The organism is Brachybacterium sp., assembly GCF_052095815.1.
GTDB lineage: Bacteria > Actinomycetota > Actinomycetes > Actinomycetales > Dermabacteraceae > Brachybacterium.
In genome coordinates, this window is the sequence record NZ_JBQDLF010000034.1 from 39,866 (window position 1) to 47,179 (window position 7,314).

A 7,314-nucleotide genomic window follows, 5' to 3' on the forward strand; every position below is an offset into this window, starting at 1 on the left:
GAGAGAGCAGGGAATGGGCGGAAGGTCAGAGGGTGAGCAGCACCTTGGTGGCACGCCGCTCGTCCATCGCCCGGTAGCCCTCGGCGGCATCGGCCAGCGGCAGCGTGAGGTCGAAGACCTTGCCCGGGTCGATCTTCCGGTCCCAGACCAGCTGGATCAGCTCGGGCAGGTAGCGGCGCACCGGAGCCGGCCCGCCATGGAGATGGACGGCGGAGAAGAACAGCTCACCGCCCGGCAGCTGGACATCATGCGAGACGCCCACGAAGCCCACGGAGCCGCCGGGGCGTGTCGAGCGGATCGCCTGCATCATCGACTCCTGGGTGCCGACGGCCTCGATCGTGGAGTGCGCGCCGAGCCCGCCGGTGAGCTCTTTCAGCCGGGTCACGCCCTCGTCACCGCGCTCGGTGATGATGTCGGTCGCACCGTGCTCGCGGGCCAGCGCCTTCCGGTCCGGGTGGCGGCTGAAGATGATGATGCGCTCGGCGCCCATCTGCTGCGCGGCCAGCACTCCCATCAGGCCCACGGCGCCGTCACCGACCACGGCGACGATCCTTCCGGGGCCGGCCTGGGCGGCGTCGGCCGCGAACCAGCCGGTGCCCAGCACGTCGGAGGTGGCCAGCAGTGAGGGGATGAGGTCCGCGTCGGGCCGGCCGGGGGTGGCGACCAGGGTGCCGTCGGCGAAGGGGATCCGGGCCTTCTCGGCCTGGGTGCCGATCGCGCCGTCCACGAAGATGGCGTTCACACAGCGGGAGGGGTGGCCCTCGAGGCAGATCTCGAGTTCCTCATGACCCGCCGCGCGAAGGTCACCCCGCAGCAGGCGGGACTGCCCGCAGACGGCAACCGGCGCGTGGCGGGCCTGCGCCGCAGCGAGGTCGCGATGCTCGCCGGGGTCAGCGTGGAGTACTACGCGAAGCTCGAGCGCGGCGCGATCGCCGGCGCCTCGGCCTCCGTGCTGGACGCCGTCTCCACGGCCCTGCAGCTCGATGAGACCGAGAGCATCCACCTGCTGGATCTGGCACCTGCGGCCGACGGGATCCCCACCTCCGGCAGGCCTCGACGGCGCAGCGCCGCGACGCCCGCCCCGGTGCGGCCCGGCCTGCAATGGGCACTGGACTCCCTCACCGACGGCGTCGCCTTCGTGCGGGACCAGTACCAGAACCTGCTCGCGACCAACGAGCTGGGACGCGCCTTCTACGCTCCGCTGATCGGGGACGGCGAGGGCGGGCGCTCCCCGAACCTCGCCCGCTTCCAGTTCCTCGATCCGGCATCGAGGGACTTCTACCCGGACTGGGACCGGTTCGCTGAGATGTGCGTGAGCAGCATGTGGGTCGAAGCGGGCAAGATCCCGCATGACGCGACCTTGCAGGACCTCGTCGGAGAGCTCTCCACCTGCAGCGATACCTTCCGTCGACTGTGGGGCGCACATGACGTGCGCACTCACGGCTCCGGCCTCAAGCGGTTCGAGCATCCGGTGGTCGGCGAGCTGACCGTCACCTATGAGGAGCTCGCCATCACGGCGGAGCCCGGCCGTGCCGTGATCGTCTACTCCACCGAGCCCGGCTCGCAGTCCGCGCAGCGCATGCGGCTGCTCGCGAGCTGGGCCGCGACCCAGCGCGCCGAGCGCCAGGCCTCCGCAGGCCACGGGGTGGCGCAGCAGGGCCAGGGAAGATAGAGCCCTCCTGCTTCGCGCGAATCGTCAACGACAAGGACTCCCATGCCACGCACCTTCGCCCCCGGACAGCGCTCACGGATCCACGTGCTCGACGTCGACACCGGGGAGGACCAGATCCTCCACGAGTCCGAGGAGGTGCTGTACGAGGCACCCAACTGGACGCTGGACGGTGCAGCGCTGATCCTCAACGGCGACGGCCACCTGTTCCGCCTCGACCTGGACGGCGGTGGGGACCTGGACCGCCCGGACCGGACCGGCGGTGCACCGCAGCGGATCCCGCTCGAGGGCATGGAACCCCTGAACAACGACCACGTGCTCGATCCCGACGGGGAGCACGTGTTCGTCTCCGCCGACGACAGCCACATCTACCGAGCCCTGCTCACCGGTGGCCCCGCCGAGCAGATCACCCTCGGGGACGGGCTCCTGCACTACCTGCATGGCGTCAGTCCCGACGGTGCCACGCTCGCCTACACCGGCGTCCAGCGGCGCTCTGACGGGTCCTGGGTGCCTCCGAACCTGTTCACGATCCGCGCTGAGGGCGGGGAGAGCACCCAGCTCACCGACAACGAGTTCCCCGACGACGGCCCGGAGTACTCCCCGGACGGGGCCTGGATCTACCTCAACTCCGAGCGGTCCCGCACCGTGGCCGGGCACGCCCAGCTCTTCCGCATGCGCCCCGACGGCACCGGGATGGAGCAGCTCACCGATGATGAGCGCGTGAACTGGTTCCCGCACCTCTCCCCGGACGGTGCCCGCCTCGCCTACGTCAGCTTCCCGCCCGGCACCGAAGGGCACCCGGCGGATCGCGAGGTGATCCTGCGCCTGGCCGCGGCCGACGGCAACGGGATCCGTGATCTGACCGCCGTGTTCGGTGGGCAGGGCACCATGAACGTGAACAGCTGGGCCCCGGACTCCCGCCGGATCGCCTACGTGGACTATCCGCTGCAGGGCTGATCCCTGACCCGGCGACCGGTCAGTCGCGCGGTGCGTCCGTCCACGGGCGCTGCGGCGCGACGGCATCGATGCGGTCCCGCCGGATCCCGTCCGGGCCGCTGACGACGTTCGAGGCGAGCGGAATCTGGTGCGAGGCGCTCTCGAGGATATGCATGAGATAACCGGCGGTGTTCGGCAGCGCCACCACGTCGCCGATCGCCACCCCGCCCGGGAAGCTCAGGCGCCGGCGCAGGATCAGCTCGGCCTCGATGCAGTAGGCGCCGACGAGGAACGCTTCCACCGGGGCCGACGGCTCCCCGCCGGTCCTCACCAGGATCGGGTCGACCAGGAAGTCGTCGGAGGTGGAACGGCACTGGGTGCGGTTCATCTCCAGCCCGATCAGCGGGATCCCGTCGCTGGTGGTGGTGCGCTGCACGGTGCGGGCGAGGGTCATCCCGCAGCCGTCGAGCATCGACCGACCGGGCTCGCAGCGCAGTTCCAGCTCCCGCTCCCGCAGCGCGTCGGCGGCGCGGACTCCGGGCTGCACCTCCGCTCCGAGGAGAGTGCGCAGCCACTGACCGCGCACCACCTGCTGGTGGTAGGGATAGACCTGCCGCAGCGGCTCCCCGCGCCAGGTCAGAGAATCCGTCGGATCGTCGCTCTGCTGGTCGTGGGCCTCCCAGAACGCCGCCCACTGCTCGGCATCATCGAGGTAGGACATAGGGATCCCGCCGCCGATGTCGATGAAGCTCACGGGGTGTCCGCTCGACCGCAGCGAGTCGACCAGGCCGAGGGCCTCGCCGAGGGCGTGAGCCCGAGCGAGAGGGTCGTAGCCGTGCAGGTGGAAGTGGATCCCCTGGATCTGGAGTCCGCCGCGGGAGACCTCCCGGGACCCGGCCCAGCCCTGCCAGGTGGAGGCGGATTCGCCGAAGCGGGTGGGACCCACGACGTCGCTCGGCGTCGGTGCGAGACGCAGCGCGACGGGCCGCGGCGGGGCGAGCGGCTCGCGGGCGATCTCTGCCTCGACGGCGGCGGCCTCGTCGAGGTTGTCGAGGACGAGCATCGCTCCGGAATCCAGCGCGAAGCGCAGCAGCGGGGCCGGCTTGATGGCGGCGGTGACGACCACGTCGCCGGCGGGCACGCCGAGGTCGAGGACCTGGGAGAGCTCGCGATGGCTGCCCACGTCGAGTCCCAGCCCGGCCGCGTGCGCGGCGCGGACCAGCCCGAGCGTCTTGTTGGCCTTGCGGGCCACGAAGATCCGCAGGGCGACGCCTTCGGATTCGGCGACGTCTGACAGCTCGGCCGCGTTGCGCGCGAGCGCGCTGAAGTCGTGCACGTTCAGCGGGCTGCCGTGCTCCTCGAGCAGCGCCGCGCACGCCGTGGGATCCGCGAGCAGCTCCTGCATCCACGGCTCGAGCCGTGCCGACAGGGACGGGATGCCCTGGCACCCCGTGCGCAGGTCGTCCCCCTCATGCAGGGCGTCGTTCGTCGGGAGGCCATCTGTGCGCGGTGCGGTCGTCATTCCCTGGTCTCCCGGTGCGTTCCGGCGGCGACCTTCGCCGCGGTGGCGTATGCAGTGGATTCTCCCGGCACACCGGCCTCGGCCGCAGGTTCGCCCACGGGTGAGACGAGGGTGCGTGCGAGGCGAGCGGCCCAGTGCCGGATCTCGGTGTGCAGGTGCCGGTTGAGGGTGTCGTGGCCGATCACGTGGTCCTCCGTCGGGCGGCCGAGCAGCGCGAGCCCCTCCGCGCGGCTCCCGTCGGCCCGGCGCGCGGTGGCGTCGGGATCGACGACCGCCCCGCGTCGTCCCGGGCGGACGCTCACGAGACCCGATCGGAGCAGGTTCTCCGTGAGCTCGTCGGTGATCCCGAGGACCCCGGGCGGGGACAGCACCGCATCTACCACGAGGTCCGCGGCCCCGGCACCCTGCGGGATCCCCTGGAGACCGCGGGTATCGATCGCGGTGCCTGCATCGAGCCAGGACAGGTCCACCGCACCGGAATCGAGCATGGCCAGCAGTTTGCGGGCATTGACCAGCGGCGGACCGAAGGCGAAACGCTCCAGCACCTGGGCGGTGCGGCGAAACGCTTCCCATTCGCCCGCAGTCATGTCGCTGCCGCGGAGGCCGGCGGTGAGCAGCGGGTAGAGCGCGGACCAGGTGCGGCCCAGCGCCCAGGCGGGGCCCGGCGCACGGGCCCCCTCCGCCACGGCCACGCTGCGGCGCAGGGCGCGCTCGGCGCGGCCCGGGCCGGAGGGAAGATCGGGCTCGGCACCGGTGGCGAGGGTGTGCTCGACCGCGCGGTACCGCTCGGCGGCGGAGGCGCCCGCTCCCCGGATCATGGCGGTCGCGGCATCGAGCACCACATCGAGCACCACATCCGGGGCGATCTCCCCCTGGGAGCTGGTCGCTGCCCGGAGACGCCGCTTCCCGTCCTCGATCACGGCGGCGCCTGCGGGAGGCAGCGGCGTGCCGGGATCGGGTTTCGCGTCCAGCAGCAGGCCGTGGCGCGCGGTCGGGAGGATGGTGGCTGGCTCCTCCGCTCCCCGGAGGTGGACGATCGTCCTCTCATGACGGGGATGCGGGTCGAACCTGCCACCCCGCCCTTCGGTGAGGGCGAGCGCGGCGTCGAGGAAGGTCAGGGCCGCGCCTCGGACCGCCACCCGGGAACCGGGCGGGACCTGCTCGGGGCCGAGCATGGCCTCCACCGGCAGCACGGCAGGTCGGAGGGGGAGCGGGCCGGTCCACGACCTCGCGAGCGCGCCGAGGTGGCGGGCAGCGTGGCCGGTGGCCAGGAGCACCTCGTCGAACCGATCGAGCAGGGTGGGCGCCGCGCGCCCGGGCGACGAACCGTCGGCCGTGGCGTCCCATGACTCCGCGCCGTCGGCCGTGGCGGGCTGCTCGATCCCGACCCGCCACCGTCCAGCATGGGGCTCCACCGAGACGACCTGGCAGCGGTGGTGGCACAGGGTGCCGGCCGGGGACAGCGCGTCCTCCATCCATCCCCACCGCTGCGTGAGATAGGCGCCGACGACGGCACGCGGCGGATACGGATCCTCGGCGAGCCCGGGGTGCTCTCGGCGCACCCAGGAGGGGAACGACGTCCCCGTCCCGGTGGCGGGTGCATCGAGGATCCCCGCGGAGACGTTCAGGCGGAGGTAGGGCGGTTGGTCGAGGGCGTAGGCGGCGCCGGTCCCGGGAGTCCCGGCGGGGTCCAGCACCGTCACGTCGACGACGGCGGCGCCGGCTCTCTCGGTGCTGACGGCCCCGGCGCCGGCCCCGGCGGCGAGGTCTGCGGTGAGGTGCGCCGCGAGTGCTTCGAGGGCGAACAGCGCCTTCGGTCCTGCTCCCACCACGGCCAGCCGTCGCCGGGGACCGGTCGCGTCGGCGCCGGTCACGGTGCGTCCTGGGTGCTCATGGACGCCCTGGTCCGCCACGTCGCGCGGTGGCCTGCCGGGATGCCGTGGCCTGCAATGATGCGGTGGCGTCGGCCAGGGCGTCGGCGTCGGCCCCGAGGGTCCCTTCGACCCAGTCGTCGTCGTAGACCGTGCTGAGATAGGGCACGCCGCCGTCGTGCACGATGAACGCCACCCGCGAGCCTGGTGCGAGCTCGGGAACCAGGGAGCCCAGCGTGTGGACGATGCCGCCGGTGGAGGCGCCGGCGAGGATGCCCTCGCGGCGGGCCAGCAGGCGCGCCCCGACCACGCAGTCCAGCCCGCTGACGCGCACCACGCGATCCGGATCGACCGTGCGGGAGATGTCGGTGACCACGCCCGCACCCAATCCGGGCAGCGGGCGCGGTGCGGCCGTGCCGCCGAACAGGACGCTGCCCTCGGCGTCGACCGCGACCGTGCGGGTGTCCATGGAGTTCTCGCGGAGGTACGCGGTGCACCCGGCGATCGTGCCGGTGGTGCTCACGGCCGCCATCAGCACGTCGAGGCGATGGCCGGTGGCCTCGGCGATCTCGGCCATGGTGCCGGCCGCGTGAGCGCCGGGGTTCTCAGGATTGCCGTACTGGTAGAGGTTCACCGCGTCCGGGACCTGCTCGAGCAGCTGCTCGACGCGGTGCAGCCGGGCGGTGAGCAGGTCGCCGGTCTCTGGGTCGGGCTCCGAGACCATCTCGACCTGCCCGCCGAGCGCCCGGATGGTGGCCACCGTGGTGGCATTGGTGCGGGAATCGACCACGCACACGAAGTTCACGCCGTGCGTGGAGCACACCCGTGCCAGGGCGACCCCGAGGTTGCCGGAGCTCGACTCGACCACCGTGCCCCCGGCCACGAGGTGCCCGCGTGCGAAGGCGTCGCGCACCATCGCCAGCGCCGGACGGTCCTTGGTGCTGCCGCCAGGATTGACGGACTCGAGCTTGGCGAGGATCTCGATCCCGGAGTCCGGGAAGAGATGGTCGAGACGGATCAGGGGGGTGCGGCCCACGGCGGCGGAGATGCCGACGGTGATGCCGAGGGCGACGGCGCCGGATGCGCCAAGGCGGGGCTCCGGGGCTGGCTGCGCGAAGTCTGTGGTCACTTTTGTCAAAGTACGGCATCGCGGGTCTCACGACGAGGGGTGATCGGTACCGAACGGTCGGTTACGCACCCGGGGCAGGAGGAGGCTTGTACCGTCGGAGGGGACAGCACCGGCGACACGGGAGGATCCCAGATGACCGACGACACCCTGGCCCTGGAGGACGTCGTGGACACGCTCCGCGACGCCG

The 7,314-nt window shown here is 72.3% G+C and carries 5 protein-coding genes and 1 pseudogene; 2 read left to right on the forward strand and 4 right to left on the reverse strand.

The features are described 5' to 3' along the window. Nucleotides 1–25 precede the first annotated feature (25 nt). Nucleotides 26–775, reverse strand: a pseudogene (locus ACTH43_RS13195) (zinc-binding dehydrogenase); the annotation flags it as partial. 9 nt (nucleotides 776–784) lie between these two features. Here ACTH43_RS13195 and ACTH43_RS13200 point away from each other — a divergent pair. Both ACTH43_RS13200 and ACTH43_RS13205 read left to right on the forward strand, forming a co-directional pair. After that, nucleotides 785–1,672 carry a helix-turn-helix domain-containing protein gene (locus ACTH43_RS13200; protein ID WP_441445361.1) on the forward strand — a complete coding sequence of 296 codons (888 nt, stop codon included), beginning with the start codon at nucleotides 785–787 and terminating at the stop codon, nucleotides 1,670–1,672. A 42-nt stretch (nucleotides 1,673–1,714) separates the two neighbouring features. Further along, nucleotides 1,715–2,626 carry a TolB family protein gene (locus ACTH43_RS13205; protein ID WP_441445362.1) on the forward strand — a complete coding sequence of 304 codons (912 nt, stop codon included), beginning with the start codon at nucleotides 1,715–1,717 and terminating at the stop codon, nucleotides 2,624–2,626. A 19-nt stretch (nucleotides 2,627–2,645) separates the two neighbouring features. Here ACTH43_RS13205 and ACTH43_RS13210 read toward each other — a convergent pair whose 3' ends face one another. Genes ACTH43_RS13210 through sbnA form a run of 3 tightly spaced genes read right to left on the reverse strand, consistent with a single transcriptional unit; the run spans nucleotide 2,646 to nucleotide 7,127 of the window. Then, nucleotides 2,646–4,127, reverse strand: a complete 1,482-nt coding sequence (locus ACTH43_RS13210) for a Y4yA family PLP-dependent enzyme (RefSeq protein WP_441445363.1) — start codon at nucleotides 4,125–4,127, stop codon at nucleotides 2,646–2,648. Beyond that, nucleotides 4,124–6,001: an FAD/NAD(P)-binding protein gene (locus ACTH43_RS13215; RefSeq protein ID WP_441445364.1), complete on the reverse strand. Its 1,878-nt coding sequence runs from the start codon at nucleotides 5,999–6,001 to the stop codon at nucleotides 4,124–4,126. Before ACTH43_RS13215 ends, ACTH43_RS13210 begins: the two co-directional genes overlap by 4 nt. A 16-nt stretch (nucleotides 6,002–6,017) precedes the next feature. Further along, the gene (sbnA, locus tag ACTH43_RS13220) at nucleotides 6,018–7,127 is read right to left on the reverse strand and encodes a 2,3-diaminopropionate biosynthesis protein SbnA (protein WP_441445365.1); all 1,110 of its coding nucleotides are present in this window, start codon (nucleotides 7,125–7,127) and stop codon (nucleotides 6,018–6,020) included. Between the last annotated feature and the right edge of the window lie 187 nt (nucleotides 7,128–7,314).

Coding starts and splice junctions, on each gene's coding strand:
- ACTH43_RS13210 (WP_441445363.1), bottom strand. CDS start 4,127: ATGACGACCGCACCGCGCACAGATGGCCTCCCGACGAACGACGCCCTG.
- ACTH43_RS13205 (WP_441445362.1), top strand. CDS start 1,715: ATGCCACGCACCTTCGCCCCCGGACAGCGCTCACGGATCCACGTGCTC.
- ACTH43_RS13200 (WP_441445361.1), top strand. CDS start 785: ATGACCCGCCGCGCGAAGGTCACCCCGCAGCAGGCGGGACTGCCCGCA.